Origin of the sequence: Microbulbifer bruguierae (assembly GCF_029869925.1) — a bacterium.
GTDB lineage: Bacteria > Pseudomonadota > Gammaproteobacteria > Pseudomonadales > Cellvibrionaceae > Microbulbifer > Microbulbifer bruguierae.
Genome location: NZ_CP118605.1, coordinates 2,857,298 through 2,876,997, shown reverse-complemented (window position 1 = coordinate 2,876,997; position 19,700 = coordinate 2,857,298). Strand labels below are relative to the sequence as shown.

Annotated in this window: 19 protein-coding genes; 8 read left to right on the top strand and 11 right to left on the bottom strand. The window is 60.4% G+C overall.

Annotated features, from left to right (window positions below; all coding sequences use genetic code 11):
- Positions 1-250: 250 nt before the first annotated feature.
- The 3 genes from ftsX to ftsY all read right to left on the bottom strand — a co-directional run bounded on the left by ftsX (position 251) and on the right by ftsY (position 3,447).
- Positions 251-1,264, bottom strand: coding sequence for a permease-like cell division protein FtsX (gene ftsX, locus PVT68_RS11995; protein WP_280318352.1), 1,014 nt, complete (start codon positions 1,262-1,264; stop codon positions 251-253).
- On the bottom strand, positions 1,248-1,931 hold the full coding sequence (gene ftsE, locus PVT68_RS11990) for a cell division ATP-binding protein FtsE (protein WP_280318351.1): 684 nt from the start codon (positions 1,929-1,931) through the stop codon (positions 1,248-1,250). Before ftsE ends, ftsX begins: the two co-directional genes overlap by 17 nt.
- Before the next feature lie 268 nt (positions 1,932-2,199).
- Positions 2,200-3,447, bottom strand: a complete 1,248-nt coding sequence (gene ftsY, locus PVT68_RS11985) for a signal recognition particle-docking protein FtsY (RefSeq protein ID WP_280318350.1) — start codon at positions 3,445-3,447, stop codon at positions 2,200-2,202.
- 154 nt (positions 3,448-3,601) lie between these two features.
- On the opposite strand from ftsY, the gene rsmD reads away from it, so the two are divergent.
- The 3 genes from rsmD (at position 3,602) to ggt (ending at position 6,688) form a co-directional block, all read left to right on the top strand.
- On the top strand, positions 3,602-4,225 hold the full coding sequence (gene rsmD, locus PVT68_RS11980) for a 16S rRNA (guanine(966)-N(2))-methyltransferase RsmD (protein ID WP_407666094.1): 624 nt from the start codon (positions 3,602-3,604) through the stop codon (positions 4,223-4,225).
- Positions 4,226-4,381: 156 nt separating this feature from the next.
- Positions 4,382-4,870 (top strand): pantetheine-phosphate adenylyltransferase, encoded by a 489-nt coding sequence (gene coaD / locus PVT68_RS11975; protein ID WP_280318349.1) that lies wholly within the window; start codon positions 4,382-4,384, stop codon positions 4,868-4,870.
- 57 nt (positions 4,871-4,927) lie between these two features.
- Entirely contained in the window at positions 4,928-6,688 is a 1,761-nt protein-coding gene (ggt, locus tag PVT68_RS11970; RefSeq protein ID WP_280318348.1) for a gamma-glutamyltransferase, read from the top strand.
- 34 nt (positions 6,689-6,722) lie between these two features.
- Here ggt and mutM read toward each other — a convergent pair whose 3' ends face one another.
- From mutM to radC, 4 genes are all read right to left on the bottom strand, one after another.
- Positions 6,723-7,538 (bottom strand): bifunctional DNA-formamidopyrimidine glycosylase/DNA-(apurinic or apyrimidinic site) lyase, encoded by an 816-nt coding sequence (gene mutM / locus PVT68_RS11965; protein ID WP_280318347.1) that lies wholly within the window; start codon positions 7,536-7,538, stop codon positions 6,723-6,725.
- A 67-nt stretch (positions 7,539-7,605) separates the two neighbouring features.
- On the bottom strand, positions 7,606-7,761 hold the full coding sequence (gene rpmG, locus PVT68_RS11960) for a 50S ribosomal protein L33 (RefSeq protein ID WP_066960071.1): 156 nt from the start codon (positions 7,759-7,761) through the stop codon (positions 7,606-7,608).
- 33 nt (positions 7,762-7,794) lie between these two features.
- Positions 7,795-8,031, bottom strand: coding sequence for a 50S ribosomal protein L28 (rpmB, locus tag PVT68_RS11955; protein WP_280318342.1), 237 nt, complete (start codon positions 8,029-8,031; stop codon positions 7,795-7,797).
- 305 nt (positions 8,032-8,336) lie between these two features.
- The gene (gene radC / locus PVT68_RS11950; protein ID WP_280318340.1) at positions 8,337-9,011 is read right to left on the bottom strand and encodes a RadC family protein; all 675 of its coding nucleotides are present in this window, start codon (positions 9,009-9,011) and stop codon (positions 8,337-8,339) included.
- A 140-nt stretch (positions 9,012-9,151) separates the two neighbouring features.
- Between radC and coaBC the strand changes: the two genes are divergently transcribed.
- The 4 genes from coaBC to slmA all read left to right on the top strand — a co-directional run bounded on the left by coaBC (position 9,152) and on the right by slmA (position 14,613).
- Positions 9,152-10,366: a bifunctional phosphopantothenoylcysteine decarboxylase/phosphopantothenate--cysteine ligase CoaBC gene (gene coaBC / locus PVT68_RS11945; protein ID WP_280318338.1), complete on the top strand. Its 1,215-nt coding sequence runs from the start codon at positions 9,152-9,154 to the stop codon at positions 10,364-10,366.
- Positions 10,367-10,461: 95 nt separating this feature from the next.
- Positions 10,462-12,774, top strand: a complete 2,313-nt coding sequence (locus PVT68_RS11940) for a phosphomannomutase/phosphoglucomutase (RefSeq protein WP_280318336.1) — start codon at positions 10,462-10,464, stop codon at positions 12,772-12,774.
- Between the two features lie 58 nt (positions 12,775-12,832).
- A complete protein-coding gene (gene argB / locus PVT68_RS11935; protein WP_280318334.1) occupies positions 12,833-13,753 on the top strand; it encodes an acetylglutamate kinase in 921 nt (306 codons plus the stop codon).
- Positions 13,754-13,998: 245 nt separating this feature from the next.
- On the top strand, positions 13,999-14,613 hold the full coding sequence (gene slmA / locus PVT68_RS11930) for a nucleoid occlusion factor SlmA (protein WP_280318332.1): 615 nt from the start codon (positions 13,999-14,001) through the stop codon (positions 14,611-14,613).
- 92 nt (positions 14,614-14,705) lie between these two features.
- Here slmA and PVT68_RS11925 read toward each other — a convergent pair whose 3' ends face one another.
- Both PVT68_RS11925 and pyrE read right to left on the bottom strand, forming a co-directional pair.
- On the bottom strand, positions 14,706-15,302 hold the full coding sequence (locus PVT68_RS11925) for a hypothetical protein (protein ID WP_280318330.1): 597 nt from the start codon (positions 15,300-15,302) through the stop codon (positions 14,706-14,708).
- A 139-nt stretch (positions 15,303-15,441) separates the two neighbouring features.
- Positions 15,442-16,098 carry an orotate phosphoribosyltransferase gene (pyrE, locus tag PVT68_RS11920; protein WP_280318328.1) on the bottom strand — a complete coding sequence of 219 codons (657 nt, stop codon included), beginning with the start codon at positions 16,096-16,098 and terminating at the stop codon, positions 15,442-15,444.
- A 123-nt stretch (positions 16,099-16,221) separates the two neighbouring features.
- Here pyrE and PVT68_RS11915 point away from each other — a divergent pair, with 123 nt between their 5' ends.
- On the top strand, positions 16,222-16,989 hold the full coding sequence (locus PVT68_RS11915; protein ID WP_280318326.1) for an exodeoxyribonuclease III: 768 nt from the start codon (positions 16,222-16,224) through the stop codon (positions 16,987-16,989).
- Between the two features lie 75 nt (positions 16,990-17,064).
- Here the strand turns inward: PVT68_RS11915 and PVT68_RS11910 are convergent, their stop codons facing one another.
- The gene (locus PVT68_RS11910) at positions 17,065-18,777 is read right to left on the bottom strand and encodes a tetratricopeptide repeat protein (protein WP_280318324.1); all 1,713 of its coding nucleotides are present in this window, start codon (positions 18,775-18,777) and stop codon (positions 17,065-17,067) included.
- A 176-nt stretch (positions 18,778-18,953) separates the two neighbouring features.
- Entirely contained in the window at positions 18,954-19,673 is a 720-nt protein-coding gene (rph, locus tag PVT68_RS11905) for a ribonuclease PH (RefSeq protein ID WP_280318322.1), read from the bottom strand.
- Positions 19,674-19,700: the final 27 nt, after the last annotated feature.

The window sequence follows — 19,700 nt, the reverse complement described above, 5'->3', positions numbered from 1 at the left end:
GGCTTGCTCCCTCCGGCCCTGAGCTGTTCAGCTTTTGAGCGGCACCGAAAGTGCAAAGTCGGCCACAGTGTAGCACCCGCAACGGGAAATGGAACCCCGTATCTCACGGGCTGGCACACCGCGCCAGGCCTTGGTTTGCGGTTGGTTAGAGCAGTTATCCACAGGGGAAGTTCCGCGGCGGAGAACGGCTTTACAAATCTTGATTGACTGGCTGGTCGCCCGCCAAATTTGGCACCCTGGCCGACGGAAACTAGCGCGGCTGGATCGCGGAGATGTGGCGGGCCACGGCCAGCCAGGCGCCGGTCAGGCCCAATAGCGCGGCGCCACCGGCGAGTCCGAACAGATAGGTGACCCCCGGGCCATCGAGCCTGAAGCCGCTGCCATAGAGATTTGCCAAGCCGCTCACTGGTCCCGCCAGCAACCACACCCCGACACTCACCAGCAGCCAGGCAATCAAACCACCAACCAGGCCGTAGCAGAGCCCGGTATACAGAAATGGCCGGCGCACGAAGGCATCGGTACCGCCCACCAGTTTGACGACCAGAATCTCCTCCCGGCGGTTCTCGATATGCAGGCGGATACTATTCACTACCACCAGCAATACTCCCAGCGCCAGCAAAAAGGCCAGCCCAAGACTCATGCGTCGCCCCAGCGCCGTAAGCTGTGCCAGCCGCTGCACCCAGGCCATATCCAACACTACCGAGTCTGTCAGCGCACTGGCGCGCAAGCGTTCCGCCAGTGCCTCCAGATCGCTATTGTCAGAACCGGCTGAACGCACCAGCAATACTGCCGGCAGCGGGTTGTTTTCCATACCGGCAAGGGCGTCTCCCAGTCCAGACGCCTGCTGAAACTCCGCCAGCGCCTGCTCGGGAGAAATGTAAGTCACTGCCGCCACCAACGGATCCGCACGCAGGTCCTCGGCCCAATCGGCAACCACCGCCTCTTTGGCGCGCTTTTGCAGGAACACGGAAATCTGCGGCTGCCCGTCCCAGCCCGCCACCGCGCGCTGGAAGTTGGTGAGCCCCAGCTGCAGTGCCGCGGGCAGGGCGAGGGCGATGGCGATCACCAGCGCGGTCATACCGCTGGACATGGGCGAGGCGAAAAAACGCACCCAGCATTCGCGCCACATTTCCCGGTGGTGCCCCAGCCAGCTCCGCAGGCGGTCGCCGCCACTGGTGCGCGCGGTGACTGCACCGGTGGTGCGCGGGCGCTCCACCGCCGGGGAATTGGACAATCTTGAGGCGGGCTTAATACGCTGGTTCACGGCTCGGGTATCCGTCATAGATCAGTTGCCCCGCGTGCAGGGTCAGCACCCGCTGGCGCATGCGCGCGATCAGTTCGAGGTCGTGGCTGGCGATCAGTACTGTGGTACCGACGGCATTGAACTGCCGAAACAGCTCCATAATTTCTTCTGATAGCTTGGGATCCAGGTTGCCGGTGGGCTCATCCGCCACCAGCAGCGCCGGCTTGTTCACCACCGCGCGGGCGATGCCCACCCGCTGCTGCTCGCCACCGGAGAGCACGATGGGATTCTGGTTTTCCTTGTGTAGCAGGCCCACCTTATCGAGCGCCGCGCGCACCCGCCGGCCCACTTCGCGCTTGCTGCAACCGGAAACAGACAGGGGCAGGGCGACGTTGTCGAACACACTGCGATCAAACAGCAACTGGTGGTTCTGGAATACGATGCCGAGATTGCGGCGGTAATAGGGAATCTGGCTATTGCGCAGCCGGTTCAGGTTCTGGCCGCTGACGATGATGCTGCCGCGGGTGGGGCGCTCGATGGCGGTCAGCAGTTTCAGCAGGGTACTTTTGCCGGCACCGGAGTGGCCGGTGAGAAATACCATTTCCGCGCGCCCGATTTCCAGGCTGACACGGCCAAGCGCATCCTGGCCGGACTCGTAGCGTTTATTGACGTTATCGAACTGGATCATTGGCGCGTTTTTGTTGTTCTTTAAATACAGCAATTCAACGAGTGCCGATTCGCGACTTTGAGCTTACTGCGAAGGTGCTGATATTGGGTACGGCCTTGTGAGACCTTCACCGCCATGGATGGCGGTGCAGAGCCCCCATGGAAGGGTTCACGGCGTGTCTCACAAGGCCGTACCCGGTAGCAGTACCGCCACTCATGTTCCTCGAAGCATCCGGCTCTGGGGGGCATGGCAACCCTAAGCCCGGTTAATCAGCTCTGAGCCCGGTTAATCAGCTCTGAGCGCGGTTAAACAGCGCCGCGACAAAATCCTTCGCCACAAACGGCTGCAAATCTTCCGCCTGCTCCCCCACACCGATAAAGCGTACCGGAATCCCCAGCTTCTGTGCCAGCGCGAAAATCACCCCGCCCTTGGCGGTGCCATCCAGTTTGGTCAGCACCAGGCCGGTGACCCCGGCAGCAGCCCTGAACTGGTCCGCCTGGCTGATTGCGTTCTGGCCCGTGCCCGCATCCAGCACCAGCAGCACTTCGTGGGGTGCAGTTTCATCCAGCTTGCCCATTACCCGGCGCACCTTGGCCAGTTCCTCCATCAGGTTGGACTTGGTGTGCAGGCGACCGGCGGTATCCGCGATCACCACATCGACTCCGCGGGACTTGGCAGACTGTATCGCATCGAAGATCACCGACGCACTGTCGGCACCGGTGTGCTGCGCCACCACCGGCACATCGTGGCGCTCGCCCCAAACCTGCAACTGCTCCACCGCCGCCGCGCGAAAGGTATCGCCAGCCGCCAGCATCACCGATTTGCCCTCGTTCAGGTAGCGGTGCGCCAGCTTGCCGATAGTGGTGGTCTTGCCGACGCCGTTGACGCCAACCACCAGGATGACAAACGGCTGTTTTGCCGCATCCACCGCCAGCGGCACTTCGACCTTGTCCAGCAAGCCCGCCAGTTCTTCCTGCAGCGCGTTGTACAGGGCCTCACCGTTGGAAAGTTCGCGGCGGGAGACGCGCTCGGTCAGGCGGTCGATAATTTCCGTGGTGGCGTCGACACCCACGTCCGCCATCAGCAGCTGGGTTTCCAGCTCCTCCATCAGATCTTCATCGATCTCCTTGGCACCCAGGAACAGATTGCCCATGCCTTCGGCAAACTGACTGCTGGTGCGCGCCAGACCGCGGCGGATACGGGCGAAAAAGCCTTCCTTGCGCGGCTTTTCCTGGGTGACCGGCTGTTTCGGTGCCGCAACTTCCGGCGCGCTTGCAGAGGCCACTTCCGCGACAGGATCGAAGGCCGCTTCCGGGGCTTCTTCCGCAGACAGTTTCTCTTCTGGTACCGCGGCCTCGGCGGCGCTGTCCTCGGCTGGCACCGGCTCCACTGCCGGCTCGGCTACTTGCTGCTCCGGTTCCGCGCGCAGGTTGTCGGGAATAATCAGTTCCGATTCTTCGGCCAGCGGATGTTCAACCGTCTGTTCCGGAGCCTCTTCGGCTTCGGGCTTTTTCTTGCGCAGAAAATCAAAAATCATCGTGGTGCGGATTCTGTGACAGGGATTCAATGACTGATGGCCGCCGACTGGCGACCGGTGGCAGAAAGGCGCTAATCTTAGCACCTCTCAACCCGGTTTGGCTGAAGTATATACAGTCCGCCCGCCACCACTAATCGTCTCCAGCGAGCCTCTTTTGTCCAAACACCCGCCGAGAAACCGCAAATCCAATGCCGGCAGCGAACCTCGTGCTGGCAATAGCCCCCGCACCGCAGCTCCGCCCCAGTTGCGTATCATTGGCGGGCGCTGGCGCGGGCGCAAAGTGGCCTTTGCCCCGGTCGAAGGCCTGCGCCCCACCGGTGACCGGCTGCGCGAAACCCTGTTTAACTGGCTGCAGTTCGACCTGCCCAATGCCCGCTGCCTGGACCTGTTTGCCGGCTCCGGCGCCCTCGGCCTGGAAGCGCTGAGTCGCGGCGCTGGCGAAGTGGACTTTGTCGAACTCGACCGGAATACAGCGCAGATGCTGCGCCAGCAGCTGGATCTGTTGCAGGCGGAAGGCGGCCGCGTGCACAACTGCCCCGCCCAAGTGTTCCTCAGCCAGCCCGGCCCGCCCTGTGATGTAGTCTTTATCGACCCACCCTTTGCCGGCGACCTTTGGCAGACAACCCTGGACGCACTGGTGAATTCCGGGCGGATCGGGGAAAACACCCTGGTGTATGTGGAATCCCCGCGAGACACCGCGGTGACTGCGCCCGCGAGCTGGCAGCTGGTCAAGGAAAAACGGGCCGGACAGGTCTGTATGCGGCTGTTTTCAGCCTGATGTCTTCCCTCTGATATGGGCCGGGAAATTCAGCGACTTGCTTTCGAAGTTGCTTCTATTCAGCGCTGTCTCGCGGCTTTTTTCGCGATTTTTTGAGCGCGGGAGCTAAATTGTTTAAGATGCGCGTCCCCTCTGGCCCGCAAGGCGATTTGGCATATGAAAAAAGTGGTTTACCCGGGTACCTTCGACCCCATCACCAACGGTCATATGGATCTGGTGGAACGGGCCTGTCGTCTGTTCGATCATGTAGTGGTCGCCGTAGCCGCAAGCACCCGTAAAAACCCTCTGTTTACCATGGAAGAGCGGGTGGAACTGGCGCAACAGGAACTGTCGCACCTGAAGAATATCGAGGTGATCGGTTTCGATATCCTGCTCGCGGACCTGGTGCGGCAACTGGATGCCTATGGTGTCGTGCGGGGCCTGCGCGCAGTTTCCGACTTCGAGTACGAATTCCAGCTCGCCAATATGAACCGCCAGCTGGCGCCGCAGATGGAAAGCCTGTTCCTGACCCCGGCGGAGCACCTCTCCTACATTTCCTCATCACTGGTGCGGGAAATCGCCTCACTGGGTGGCGACGTCACCAAGTTTGTCCCCCCCTGCGTACAAAAGGCGCTGCAGGAAAAATTCAACCGCCAGGCGCCCTGAGCCTCCCTGCATCAGGTCTGATACACTCGGGCGATCTCCACCAAGCCGGATCGCCCAGTGAACAGATTTCTGACCCTTTCCCGCGTCTTTTCCCGAGCCCTATCCCTTTCTGCCGCTTTAATCGCTGCGACAGCAGGGGCAGCACCGCAAAGCGAAGTACAGCCGGAAGTCGCCACCGGGCGCACGGAAATCAAATCCGCAACGGCCAAAAGCTATATGGCCGTCACCGCCAATCCCCACGCGTCTGCGGCAGCTGAAACCATGCTCGCCAAAGGCGGCACTGCCGTAGATGCCGCGATTGCCGCGCAACTGGTATTGGGGCTGGTGGAACCCCAGTCTTCCGGTATCGGCGGCGGCGCCTTCCTGCTGAACTACCGCGCCGATCACAAAAAACTCTACTCCTACGACGGCCGCGAAACCGCGCCCATGGCGGTGAATGAAGACTATTTCATGCGCGACGGCAAACCCCGCGGCTTTATCGAGGCGGTGATCGGGGGCTATTCGGTGGGTGTGCCCGGCGCAATGCGCATGCTGGAGATGGCGCACCAGCGCGATGGCAAACTGCCCTGGAAAGATCTTTTCCAGCCCGCGATCCAACTGGCAGAGCAGGGCTTTGCCATTTCCCCTCGCCTGTATCAACTGGCGCTGCGTATGCCGCGGGTTGCCGTGCGCCCGGCCATTCGCGATTACCTGTTCGGTGAGGACGGCAAGCCACTGCCAGTCGGCCATCTGCTGAAAAATCCGGAATATGCCGCAACACTGAAACTGTTGGCAGAAAAGGGCACACAACCCTTTTACCAGGGAGAAATCGCCGAGGCCATTGTCACCGCCGTGCGCAACGACCCGGAAAACCCCGGCGTGATGACGCTCGAGGACATGGCCGCGTACACCGCCAAGCTACGCGAACCGGTGTGTGGCAAATTCCTGGTCTATTCGGTGTGCGGCGCTGGTGGCCCCTCGTCCGGTGGCACCACAGTGGGCGCCATTCTCGGTATACTTCAGCACTTCCCGCTGGAAGATTACGCGGTGGGTTCCGCGGAACTCACACACCTGTTTGCCGAGGCCTCGGAACTCGCTTTCGCAGACCGCAATACCTATTCCGCCGACGGCGATTTTGTCGCGGTGCCTTATCAAGGGCTGGTGGATCCCGAATATCTTGCGGAAAGAGCCGCACTGATTTCCCTCAGCAAGGCCACGCCAGCGGTTGCCGGTAACCCCACCGCGTTTTCGGAAAACCGCCAGACCGCCAGCTCGCCGGAAATGCCCAACACCAGCCATATGTCCATCGTCGACCGCTACGGCAACGCGGTAAGCATGACCACCAGTATCGAAACCGGGTTCGGCTCGCGCCTGCTGGTGAAGGGTTTCATCCTCAACAACCAGCTCACCGATTTCTCCTTCGTACCGCGCACCGGTGACAAGAAGCTCGTGGCCAACCGCATTCAACCCGGTAAACGCCCACGCTCCTCCATGTCCCCCACCATCGTGTTCAATCCCGAGGGCACTCCACGACTGGTGGTCGGCTCACCCGGTGGCTCGCGCATCATCGACTACACCGCGCGCACCATTCTTTATCACTTGGCCAAAGACATGCCCATTGCTGAAGCCATCCACGCGGGCAATATCACCGCCATTGGTTACAAGGTTGAAGTGGAGCCCGACGCGCTGTCCTGGTGGGAACAGAAAAAACTGGAGCGCATGGGACATGAGGTGATCAGCAAGGAACTGAACAGCGGCCTGCACGCCATTGCCCTGATTGACGGCCAGTTGCACGGCGGTGCGGATACCCGTCGCGAAGGGAGTGCGGTAGGGCGATAGAAGGGCTCACACTGCGGCCCCAGCCAGACGCTGGTTAGCGCTGACAGCGGGGGCAGAAGAAGGTATTGCGCTGGCCGATGATCTGTTCGCGAATGGTCCCGGGACAGTGGCGGCAGGGCTGACCGGCGCGGCCATAGGCGTTGAGCTGCTGGGCGAAGTAACCGGGTTTGCCGTCGCCACCGACGAAATCCTTGAGCGTGGTGCCGCCCTGTTCGATGGCTGCCGCCAGCACGGTTTTGATGGCTTCCACCAGGCGCTCGTAGCGCGGACGGGAAATACTGCCCGCAGGTGTCTGGGGGCGGATACCGGCCATAAACAGCGCTTCGCTGGCATAGATATTACCGACACCAACAACGATCCGACCATCCATGATGAAGCTTTTTACCGGGGCTTTGCGGCCGCGGGCGACGCTGAACAGGTAGTCGCTGTGAAATTCTTCGCTGAGGGGTTCTGGGCCGAGATGGGCGATGAGTTCGTGCTCCGCGATGTCTTCGGTGGTCCACAGCAGGGCGCCGAAGCGGCGGGGGTCGTGGAAGCGCAGGCGCTGACCGCTGTCGAGGAGCCAGTCGATATGATCGTGCTTTTGCGGCGGCAGTTTGCCGTCGACGATACGCAGGCTACCGGACATACCCAGGTGCCAGATGGCGAGGCCTTTGTCGGTTTCCACCAGCAGATATTTGGCGCGGCGATCCAGACGCTGGATACGGGCGCCTTTTATCTTTTCCGCAAAGTCACTGTCCACCGGCCAGCGCAGACTGTGCTGACGGATTTCACAGCGCGTTACCTTGCAGCCTTCCAGATGGGGGGCCAGACCGCGTTTGGTGGTTTCTACTTCTGGTAGTTCGGGCATTGATCTGAGCTCCAGACACAAAAAAGCCCGGAAAACCGGGCTTTTTCGCGAACAGTCAGGCAATCAATTACTTGATTTTGCCTTCCTTGTACATAACGTGCTTGCGAACAACGGGATCGTATTTTTTGATCTCCATTTTCTCAGGCATGTTGCGCTTGTTCTTGTCAGTGGTGTAGAAGTGGCCGGTGCCGGCGCTGGAATTCAGGCGAATCTTGTCACGCATTGTTCTATCTCCAATCTGCTGTTAAAGCAGCAATTAAACTTTCTCGCCGCGCTTACGCAGCTCAGCCAGAACGGTATCAATACCTTTCTTGTCGATTACGCGCATGCCTTTGGCGGATACGCGCAGCTTAACGAAGCGCTTCTCTGCTTCCACCCAGAAACGGTGGGACTGCAGGTTCGGCACGAAGCGACGCTTGGTGCGGTTTTTGGCGTGAGAAACGTTGTTTCCGGTTACCGGGCGCTTGCCGGTTACCTGACATACCTTAGACATCTGATTGGCCTCTTAAAAACTCTCTTGCCCTCTGCTCTGGGGCGGGGCAGGGACGAAATTCGGTATCCAGCGCGACCGCGGGATCTGTACAGAATCTGGCCCGGCCGCAAAGAGCGGCGTTTTATACCAGAACACCCTGGGTGGGGCAAGTTTTGATCAATGTTTTTACTGTCTGGACAGACACTTTCGGTCGATGGCACGAAAACCGACTACAGCTCCACCCTAACGAACGCCACAAAGCATATTCGCCGACGCGACGGCAGGGTGCCGCCACTAGCGCAACTACGAGGCACCGCGATGGCAGATCAAATTAGCCCCCGCTCGGCAAAAGAGCATCCGCCCCCCTCCCCAACAATCAAATGATCCAGCACCCGAATGTCCACCAGCGCCAGTGCGTCTTTCAACCGCTGGGTGATATGAATATCGGCCTGGCTGGGCTCACTCACCCCGGAAGGGTGATTGTGGGCAAGTATCACTGCCGCAGCCCCTCTGGCCAGGGCCGCCTGCACCACTTCGCGGGGGTATACGCTCGCCGCGTTCAGGGTCCCCTCGAACAGTTCCTCATAGGCAATCACCCGGTGCTGGCTGTCGAGAAACAGACAGCAGAACACCTCCCGCGTGCGATGGCGCAGCTGTGCGGATAAATAGTCACGTACTGCCTGCGGGCTGGTCAGCGCATCCGCGCGTTTCAGATCTTCCGCCAGGTGCCGGCGGCCCATCTCCAGCACCGCCTGCAACTGCACAAACTTCGCATCCCCCAACCCTTTACCAGCGCAAAAGTCCCTGCGCTCTGCCTCCAGCAACGGCCGCAGGCCGCCAAAATCTGCCAGCAACTGCCGCGCAAGATCCACCGCCGACACCCCCGGCAACCCCGTGCGCAGAAAAATCGCCAGTAGCTCCGCATCGGACAGCGCCTCCGCCCCCCGCGCCAGTAACTTTTCCCGCGGCCGCTCCTGCGCCGGCCAGTCCGTAATCGCCATACTTCCCCTCCCTGAAAGTGAACGCTCGCTTCCTTTGCGAACCAGTACCACAGTGCGCGCGCTTGTGCCCTAAGGACCATACTGCCCGCCACCCTAAAGTGGTAATCTTACCGGCTCGCAGAGTTTCGGAAACACAGAATATGCCTTCACTGGCCGACAAACGGATATTGCTGGGTGTCACCGGCGGCATCGCCGCCTACAAAAGCGCCGACCTTGTACGCAGGCTCCAGGACCGCGGCGCCAACGTGCGCGTTGTCATGACCGCCGGCGCCCAGGAATTCGTGCGACCGCTGACCTTCCAGGCCCTGTCCGGCAACCCGGTACACACCGACCTGCTCGACCCCGCCGCGGAAGCCGCCATGGGGCACATCGAGCTGGCCAAGTGGGCCGATGCCATCCTCATCGCCCCCGCCAGCGCCAGCGTGATGGCCAGGCTGACCACCGGTATTGCCGACGATCTGCTCACCACCCTGTGTCTTGCCAGCGAAGCGCCGCTGATCCTGGCGCCCGCCATGAACCAGGCCATGTGGCGCCACCCCGCGACCCAGGCCAATGTGCAAACACTGCTGACCCGGGGCGTTAGCCTGCTCGGTCCCGCCGCCGGCAGCCAGGCCTGTGGCGACGTGGGGCCCGGGCGAATGCTGGAACCGCTGGATATTGCCGCGGGACTGGAACGCATCATCGCCCCCACACAGAGCCTCAAAGGCAAAAAGGTCACGATCACCGCCGGCCCCACCCGCGAAGCGCTGGACCCGGTGCGCTACCTCAGCAACCACAGCTCCGGGAAAATGGGTTTCGCCATCGCCGCCGCCGCCGCGCGTGCAGGTGCCGATGTCACCCTGATTGCCGGCCCCGTGCGGCTGGACACCCCCGCCGGCGTACAGCGGGTCGACGTGGTCAGCACCAACGACATGCTGAAGGCCGCCGAACAAGCTGCAGATGACTGCGACCTGTTTATCGCCGCCGCCGCGGTGGTGGATTTCCGCCCCGCGGTCATCGCTACGCAGAAAATAAAGAAGGAAGACGGCAACGACAGCGATGCACTGACACTGGTGAAGAACCCGGACATCGTCGCCACCATTGCCGCCCGCGTGGAAAGGCGCCCCTTCGTCGTGGGCTTTGCGGCGGAGACGGAAAAAGTGGTCGAGCACGCCGCGCAAAAGCTGGCGCGCAAGAATCTGGATATGATCATTGCCAATGATGTGAGCAACCCGGAAGGGGGCTTCAACAGCGACCGCAATGAAGTCATGGTGATCGATCACAGCGGCCAGCAGCCGCTGCCCGCGGCCCTGAAAACGGAGCTGGCGGCAGAGCTGGTGGCGCTGATCGCCGCGCGGGCATTTCCGCACAACTGAGCTGGCCTGCACGACAAGAATCAACAATAACGACACAACAACGCACAAGATTCAGCAAATACTGAACAAGACTGAACTCTGGTCTGGGGAATTTAGTGGCATCACAAGCGCAAATACAGAAAAGGCCGCTGTGGCACCGCGGCCTGACGCTGCCCGCACTGCTGGCTGTGGCGGTATGGCTCGGCGGCAGCCACCTGCTACAGGTGAAGTTGATCGACCAGCACAATGTGGACAGCGTGCAACAGGCAGCACTGCAGACCGTGGAGTCCTACGCACGGCAGCTGCAGCAGTTTTTTACCCGGCGCCAGCAACAGCTGGACACGCTGGCCACGCAGTACAACCCTGGCACCGGCAACACCGTTGCTCCGGCCCAGGCTTCACTACAATTTTTCGCTGCCGATAAGCTACATGTTGGCGCCGGCAATCCGCCCCTGGATTTCGCCCAGCTCGACCTGCTGAAGCGCAGCCTGGAACAGGGCTCGCAGAAGCCGGAATTCCTGCAAAACGCGGATCGCCAATGGCGCTTGTACAGCGCACGGGCGCAAAACGATGGCGCGCTGCTGATCAGCCAGCCCTTCTCGGTTTTCAGGAGCGCACTGCAGCAGCTGGATAGCAGCCCAGGCACCATTGCCGTCAGCCAGCGGTTTCCGGATGGACCGCCGCGGGGCCTGTGGAGCTCACCCGCCCTCCCGAGCGGCGGCGCCAGCGTCAGCGCCCCTGTTGCCGGTTCTTACCTGAACATTTCCTTCACCCCGTCACCGGCATATGCCGCCAGCCATAGTATTGCCCCGGGCTGGATCTACGGACTGGCGCTGGCGGGACTGCTCGCCAGCCTGTTTGCACTGTGGAAATGGTTGCCCGCCGAGGGCAATGCGGCACCCTGGGAAAGGACCAGCCGCAAAGGTGGCACGCCGGCCAGACAAAGTCTCAGCAAGGCGGATCTGGATAAGCCCCCTGCTGCGGCGGCAACCACTGCTGCAGCCGTGCCGGAGATCGAAGTCGCTTCCCGACAGGAACTGATGCGCACTCCCAGTACTGAGATCCCGGCTCATGTATTCCGCGCCTACGATATCCGCGGCATCGCCGGTGAAGAGCTCAACGAGCCTTTCGCCTACCAGCTGGGACGGGCACTGGGCACCATCGCGCTGCAGGCGGGGGAAGAGCTACTGCTGGTCGGTCGCGACGGGCGCAATAGCAGCGAGCTGCTGCGGGATTGCCTGGTTGAAGGCATTCTCGAGAGCGGCTGCAGTGCGGTAGACCTGGGGCTGGTGCCGTCGCCCTTACTCTATTTCGCCTGCGCGAAGGGCAAGAACACCAGCAGCGGCGTGATGGTAACCGCGAGCCACAATCCCGCGGAATACAACGGTTTCAAGGTCGTAATGAACGGCCGCCCGCTGGCGGAAGAAAAACTGCAGGACCTCCGCGCGCTGATGGAGTCCGGTGAATTTGCCTCTGGTAAAGGCAGCCACAGCAACCAGGATATTCGCGAAACCTATATTGACGAGATCTTCAACGACGTCGCTCTCGCCGGTCAGCCCCACATCGTCATCGACGCCGGCAACGGCGCCACCTCCGAACTGGCGCCAGAACTTTTCGAGCAGCTGGGCTGCCTGGTAAAACCCCTCTATTGCGAGGTGGATGGAAACTTCCCCAATCACGCCCCGGATCCGTCGCGGGTCGAAAACCTGCAGGATCTGATCCAGACGGTAGCCAGCGAGAACGCCGACCTGGGTATCGCCCTCGATGGCGACGGCGACCGCCTTACCCTGGTGACCGGCAGCGGCCGTATCGTGTGGGCGGACCAGCTGGTAATGCTGCTGGCCCGGGATATTCTCGCGCGCCACCCCGGCTCCGATATCGTATTCGATGTAAAAAGCACGCGGGCACTGGCGGAGCTGGTCACCCAGTACGGCGGACGCCCGGTGATGTGGAAAACCGGCCACGCGCCGATGAAAACCAAAATGCGGGAAACCGGTGCGCTACTCGGCGGTGAACTTTCAGGGCACATTTTCATCAAGGATCGCTGGTACGGCTTCGACGACGGCGCCTACGCTGCCGCGCGAATTCTCGAAATCATGGCCCTGCGGGAACAAAGCCTCGACGAGCTGCTCGACACGTTGCCCCACAAGGTCAACACGCCGGAAATCCTGATACCGGTGGCCGAAGGGGACAAATTTGCCCTCATCGACCGCCTGCGCAAAGAAGCCAATTTCGGCAATGCAGACCTCAACACCATCGACGGTCTGCGGATAGAATTCGCCGATGGCTGGGGCCTGGTACGCGCATCCAATACGACCGCCGCGTTGACCCTGCGCTTTGAAGCCGACGATGAAAGCGCGCTGGCCAGAATCCGCGACCAGGTCGCCTCACAACTTCAGCAACTCGATCCCGCCCTGGCACTACCCTGACAGGTAGGCCCGGGCCGATCCGCCCACACTGACAGCAAGCAGCAGTAAGGAAAACGCTATGTCTCTGGATCAAAAGTCCGCCCTGCGCGTCGCGCAGGTTCTCAATGAAGCACTGCCCTATATCCAGCGCTTTATCGGCAAGACCGTGGTGGTTAAATTCGGCGGCAACGCCATGGTGGACGAGGAACTGCAGAACAGCTTCGCCCGCGACGTGATCCTGATGAAACTGGTGGGTATGAATCCGGTAGTGGTGCACGGTGGCGGCCCGCAAATCGGCGACCTGCTGAACAAACTCAATATCGAATCCCGGTTCGTGGATGGCATGCGGGTAACCGACAGCGAAACCATGGACGTGGTGGAAATGGTACTCGGCGGTACCGTAAACAAGCAGATCGTCAATCTGATCAACAAAAACGGGGGCCGCGCCGTAGGTGTCACCGGCAAGGACGGCTTGCTGATCCGCGCGAAAAAACTGCGCAGGCAGGAAGACAGTGCAGGTCTGCACGCCTCCGAGATCATCGATATCGGCCACGTGGGCGAAGTGGAAAGTGTGGATACCGGCGTGATCGACATGTTGATCAACAGCGACTTTATTCCGGTAATCGCTCCCATCGGCGTGGGCAAGGGCGGTGAGTCCTACAACATCAATGCCGACCTGGTAGCGGGCAAAATTGCCGAATACCTGAAGGCGGAAAAACTCATGCTGCTGACCAATGTGGCGGGCCTGCAGGACAAGGAAGGCAAGGTGCTCACCGGCCTCTCCACTCTGGAAGTGGACGGCCTGATCGCCGACGGCACCATTTATGGCGGCATGTTGCCAAAAATCGCCTGTGCCCTGGACGCGGTAAAAGCCGGCGTGAACTCCGCGCACATCATCGATGGTCGTGTACCCCACGCGGTACTGCTGGAAATCTTCACCGATACCGGCGTCGGCACCCTGATCACCAATAGCAACCTGAGCGCGCAACCTGGCCAATAACTAAACCAGTAACAACGGCACGCGCGTGACTTTCGTCACATTCCAGATGTTAACAGTCACTAACAATTGATGCGGTGGCGGCGAATCGTTAGGATTCTGCCGCCGGCAATGGTGCTTTTCAGCGACAGAACACGGGCTTCTGACACCCTGACACTGGTTCAAATGCTGTAAGGCTTACAAAGACAACAACACCGGCATCAAAACAAAATCAGTTCCCGGCTGAATTTTCCGGGTATAGGCAGTCAATGAGCAGCGAAAAAATCAATCGGCGCCAGCAGATACTTCAGGCCCTGGCCCACATGCTGGAGGCCAGCCCCGGCGCCCGCATCACTACCGCCGCGCTGGCCAAAGAAGTCGGTTTTTCCGAGGCGGCGCTCTACCGCCACTTCCCCAGCAAATCCAAAATGTTTGAAGGTCTGATCGAGTTCATCGAAGAGACTATCTTCAGCCGCATCAAGATCATCCTGCAGGACGAGCCCAGCGCTCTGGCTCGCTGCCAGAAAATCCTGCACTTGCTGCTGGCGTTCTGCGAGCGCAACCCGGGCATCACCCGCCTGCTCACCGGCGATGCACTCACCGGGGAAACTGAACGCCTGCACGGCCGTATCCTGCAACTGTTCGACCGCCTGGAAACCCAGCTCAAGCAGATCCTGCGCGAAGCCGAACTGCGCGAGCAGCTGCGCCCCGCCATTCCCCTGACCGCGGCCGCCAACCTGCTGCTGGCCAGCGCCGAGGGCCGGATCGTCCAGTACGTCCGCAGCGGCTTCAAGCGCCGACCGACCGAACACTGGGCCGAGCAATGGCCGGTTCTGGTGGCGGGTTTCTTTCGGGAAAGCGCACTGGCGGCGCAGAACGGCTAGGCTAAAACAGCCCTGAGCGGGAAAGGTACCCCTGAGCGGGGGAAAGACAGCCCCGGGCAGGGAAAGCAGCCCGAGCGAAATCGAAAGCCGGCTTAATTGCCGGCCAATTCCTGATAACGGCTGCTGGCCTGATCAAATTCCTGATTGATCGTCACCGCTTCTTTCTCGCGCAGTAACAGTCGCTCACTCACCACTTTCGCTTCCTCACGCAGATTGTCGATCCGCGCCAGCAGTTCCTGGGAAATGGTTTCACCATTGCGCTGGGTGCGGGCAGCGACGGCTTCTTCGTTTTCGATCTGACGCTCAAGGGAGGCGATATTGGAGCGCAGGATGGCCATGTCCTGCTGCACCATGGCCAGCTTGCGGTTGCGCGCAGATTCGATGTCGGCAACGCTGTTGTAGCGCTTAAGGAGTTGCAGGTCCGCCGCGGCGCGGGCTTCGCGACGCTGCTTTTCTGCCAGCTGGCGGCCGGTCAGCGCAGGCTCCACAACTTTCAGCACGCGCCCTGTTGGTGTCAGGATTTCGTATCCGCCAGCCACATAGCGGGGGGGCACACGGTCATCCAGCACCTGTACGCCGTGTTCATTGGTGTAGCGGTACAGCTTTTTGCCGTCCCAATCTCGATCTGCAGCGACAACATCCACTGTCAGAAGAGCGCCAGCCAGCGCCAGCGCAATTGCGGTTTTCACGCGTGCCTCGTCATTATTTTATGTCATTCATTCAGTTTCTGACCGCTGATACCAATCCTTAGTACCTCAGCCTTCGTAGCTCAACGCTCACACTACCGCACTGACACCCTGGCAACCACTTGATTAATACCCGGAGCTGCTAGCCCTGAGCACTCACGCCGTAGCGCGTGCGGTAGTCGATAATTTGCTGCAGTAAAGTTTCACTGGCGGCCTCCGCTTTAAGATAGGAGATAATATCGTCCAGTTCCACAATACCGACCACAGGAATACTGTATTCCCGTTCTACCTGCTGAATCGCAGACAAATCGGTGTCGTCTCCCGCCTTCTCCTGACGGTTGAGACCAATCACTACACCGGCAGGTTCCGCACCCTGCGCCTTGATGATCTGCATCACCTCGCGCACCGCAGTTCCGGCCGTAATCACATCGTCGATGATCAAAACCTTGCCTTTAAGCGGCGCACCCACTAAGGTTCCGCCCTCGCCGTGGTCCTTGGCCTCTTTCCGGTTATAACAGAAGGGTTTATCAACCCCTTTCTGCGCCAGCGCCACCGCGGTCACCGCACCCAGCGGGATGCCCTTGTAGGCCGGTCCGAAGATGACATCAAACTCCACTCCAGAGGCAATAATCGCCTCCGCGTAGGCATTGCCCAGAGCGGCGAGCGCCGCACCACTGTGGAAACGGCCGGCATTAAAGAAGTAGGGGCTCTGGCGCCCGGATTTCAGCGTAAAATCTCCGAAACAGAGCACATCGTGCTCCAGGGCCAGTTGAATAAAGTCGCGCTGGTACTGCTGCATGGCAATTCGATAACTATTGGCTAAGGTGAAGGATGAGCCCCTTGGAATGGGGTACGGCAATCATAGAATGTTCAGACGAATAAAGACTGCAATTTTACACAGTCCGCTGGTAAGGGGCTAATAATGCGAATAGTGAGTTTGTCCGTAGACGGAGTGCACCAGGCTGCACAGCGCGGGCTATACGACTGGCTGGCAGATCAGGACGCAGACATCATCTGTCTGCAGGATCTACGCTCACTGGAACCGGAACTGGATCACCCCATTTTCCATCCGGACGGCTATTACAGCTACTTCTTTGATTCCGGCTCTCCCCACGATAACGGTGTCGCCATCTATACCCGCGCGCAACCCAAGGCGCTGATTTACGGTATGGGCTTCGCCAATGGGGTCGATATGTACGGCCGCTACCTGCAGGCGGATTTCGAGCGCCTGAGCGTCGGCTCGCTGCTGGCACCGGTCGCCACCGACGAAGCCTCTCTGGAGGTGAAGGTACAATTCTTCGACGATATGCAGGCGCACCTAGCCAAAATCAGCCGCAAACGCCGCGACTTTATTTTCTGCGGCAACTGGGGCATGGCCCATCGCCGCGCCGACGTGCAGAACTGGCAGGACCACCAGGACACCCCCGGATTCATGCGCCACGAACAGCGCTGGCTCGACCAGCTGTTCAACGATATCGGTTACATCGATGCGTTCCGCCGCGTGGTGAAGGATGCCGACGAGTTTACCTGGTGGCCCAGTGGCGAAGTGGGCAAGGGCGACGGCTGGCGGACCGATATGCAGATCGTATCGCAGACCCTGAAAAACAAGATCGAATACGGGGCCATCAATAAGAATGTGACCTTTTCCAGTCACCTGCCGGTGATCATGGATTACGATCTGGAAGTCTGACGGGACTCACGCGTACAGCACATGAAGGCCGCACCCAGGTGCGGCCTTTCTCGTTGTTGCGCACTCGAAGCGCCACTACTGAATCCTTGATGCGCTCAGTTTTACATCCGCATCGCGCCAGGCCTTGCGAAAACGGGTTTCAATCAGCGCCGCCTGATCGTTTTTGCGCTGCGCCTTTAGCGCTTCGCTCAACCCAAACAGGGCCCAGCCGTTGTCCGGATATCGATCCAGATTCTGCCAGTACACCGTTTCCGCCTCGCTCGCCTTGCCCGCTTTTAACAGCACTGCTCCAAGGGCGAGCCGCGGAGGATAGTGCCATTCCGAGGGCTCGGTATAGACCAACCCGTCTTCGAGGCGCACCGCGCGATCCAGGTGTGTCACCGCGGTGTCGTAATCGCCCCTGGCCGCCGCCAGCTCCCCCGCCAGAACTTCCGGTGCAATGGCGAGAATACCGGCGGCGGTATTGGGCGAGAACAGGGTGTAATCCAGCTTCGGATCCGCGGCGATTTTTTTCACTGCCGACAATTCAGTTTCCGCAGCCTTCAGATTACCTTTGCCCAGTTGCGCGAGACCGCGCACGTAGTGCCAGGCGCCTTTGAGAAACAGATCGTTGGTCGGCTCTGGCAACGCCAGAATGTCGTCCCACTTTCCAAAGCGTGCCAGCGCCCAATAGGGCACCACGCGGAAACCCGACAGCATGGGCATGGCCGCGAGCGCATCGTCGGGAATCTGCTCTGCCACCTTGTTCGCCGCGTCGATCGCCGCGGCGCTGCGGCCCTGGGCGGTAGTGGCAAACCACAGGAAATGGATATTGTGCGGGTAGTACGCCATGGGATAGAGGCCCTGGGCGCGGCACTGACTGATGTAATCCTCGTCTGCTGCGATGGCGCTGACATTGGTCCTGGCAGAGTCCGCGTAACGCCCCACCCGCTGATAGATATGCGCCGGCATATGCACGATATGCCCGGCTCCGGGCATCAGACCTCGCAAGGTGTCTGCGGCTTTTTCTGCGCGCTCCGGTTGATCCGTAGGTTCGATCAGATGGATATACAGATGCAGCGCGCCTGGATGTTTCGGGTTGCGCGCCATCACCGACTCCAGAAGCGCAACAATCTCTTCAGTGCCCTCATAGGGGGTGCCGTCCCGCATCCAGTAATTCCACGGCCTTAGATCCATCATCGACTCCGCGTACAGCGTGGCAATATCCAGATCATCCACATACGCCTTGCTGACATTGGCCATGGCCTCGGCGTATTTGTGGTCATTGGCGGCGCGGTCCGCCGCGTCGCCAGAGTAGCGCAGCGCCAATGCCTCGATCAGCACCCGCTCGCGGGTATCCGCGGTGTTGCGCAGGGACATGGCTTTCTGCACCAGTTCTTTCGCCTGCGCCTCAACCTCGGGATTCATCGGCGCGTTGATATTCGGCCCGAGTACCAGGGCTTGCCCCCAGTACGTCATGGCGCAGTCCGGAGCCAGGCGCGCGGCTTCACGGAAAGACCTGCCCGACTCCGCGTGGTTGAATGCATAGGCGAGATTCAGCCCCTGATCGATAAAGCGCTGGGCGCGCTCGTTCTTACAGCTGGTCGGGAAGGTGTGCTTGCCGAGGTTCTGCAGCCGCGGTGCCAGGGCGCCGCTTGGGGACGGCTTGTCTGTCGCCGGTTCTCGATAGTGCTGGTGGTGGGGTTTTGCTTTCTGCGGTGATTCTGTGTCCACTTCCTGCGCACTGGCCGCCGCTCCGGCCGCCATCACTGGCATCGCTAACAGTACCGCCATCAATTTTTTATACATGGCTTTGTCTTCCGTGTTCCCGGTCTGGTTACGGAGAGAAGCCTAATACGCAGAACGTCGGTGAAGGGAATCCGGGGTGGCAATCAGTGCCTTTCTGAGCGGCGGGGAGCGCGGGACCGCAATTGCCCGCGCAACCAGTGGTAACGCGGGCAAGGCCGGGGTTATCCAGGCAGGCGTTATTCGGCCAATGCCTTTTTCTGTAACTCGATCAGTTCCCGGATGCCCGCTTTACCCAGTGCCAGCATCTCGGCAAATTGCTGCTCGGTGAAGGGCGCCCCTTCAGCAGTACCCTGTACCTCGATCATGCCGCCATCTTCGGCCATCACCAGGTTCATGTCGGTATCCGCATGACTGTCTTCCGGATAATCCAGATCCAGCACCGCGTGGCCCTGGTATATACCGACCGAAATCGCCGCCACCATATTGATCAGCGGATCAGTGGTGATCATTTTTTCCCGCTGCATAAAACGCAGAGCATCCACCAACGCCACACAGGCCCCGGTAATGGACGCGGTACGGGTGCCGCCGTCCGCCTGGATCACATCGCAGTCCAGGGTGATCTGGTGTTCACCCAGCAGTTTCAGATCCACCGCCGCACGCAGGGAACGGCCGATAAGACGCTGGATTTCCACCGTGCGCCCACCCTGTTTGCCGCGTGCCGCCTCGCGCCCCATACGGGTACCGGTGGAACGCGGCAACATCCCGTACTCGGCCGTGATCCAGCCGCTGCCCTGACCGCGCAGGAAGCGCGGGACCTCCGCCGCGACCGATGCATTACACAGCACCTTGGTGTCTCCGAACTCCACCAGTACAGAGCCCTCCGCGTGGCGCGTGTACTGGCGCGTAATGCGCACATCGCGCAGTTGTTCAGGATTGCGGCCACTGGGTCGCTGCATATAACACCTCGAATTTAAAAGAATCCC